This window comes from Streptomyces calidiresistens, assembly GCF_014141525.1.
Classification (GTDB): Bacteria; Actinomycetota; Actinomycetes; order Streptomycetales; family Streptomycetaceae; genus Streptomyces; species Streptomyces calidiresistens.
In genome coordinates this window covers 1-575 of record NZ_VKHS01001356.1, presented here as the reverse complement: position 1 = coordinate 575, position 575 = coordinate 1, and the positions used below count along the sequence as shown (strand labels likewise).

Sequence of the window (575 nt, the reverse complement as noted above, 5' to 3'; positions counted from 1 at the left end):
CGTCACCCGCCTGGAGGTGCGCACCGGCTCCTCCGTGCCGGGCTCCCTCGCCCTGGGCGCCGTCGACGACCCCGACCTCACCCGGGCGGTCGCCGCCGACATCGGCCGCCGCCTGGTGGCCCGCGGCGTCACCCTCAACTGGGCGCCCTCCGCCGACGTCAACTCCAACCCCGACAACCCGGTCATCGGCTCCCGCTCCTTCGGCGCCGACCCGGAGCTGGTCGCGCGGCACACCGTCGCGTACGTCGAGGGACTGCAGTCCGCCGGCGTCGCCGCCTGCGTCAAGCACTTCCCCGGCCACGGCGACACCGACGTGGACAGCCACCTGGCGATGCCCCGCATCGGCGTGGACCGCGACACCCTGACCGCGCGCGAGCTGCTGCCCTTCCGGGCCGCGATCGCCGCCGGCACCCGCAGCGTGATGAGCGCGCACATCCTCGTGCCCGCCCTCGACCCCGAGCTGCCCGGCACCCTCAGCCCCGCCGTGCTCACCGACCTGCTGCGGGCCCCGGTCGCCGAGGGCGGCCTCGGCTTCGACGGGGTCGTCGTCACCGACGGCATGGAGATGGACGCGA

1 protein-coding gene is annotated in these 575 nt (G+C 75.8%); it reads left to right on the top strand.

Going from position 1 to position 575, the window contains the following annotated elements; all coding sequences use genetic code 11:
• Positions 1 to 575, top strand: a 575-nt coding sequence (locus FOE67_RS27290) for a glycoside hydrolase family 3 N-terminal domain-containing protein (protein WP_182667488.1), incomplete at both ends; no start/stop codon positions are given.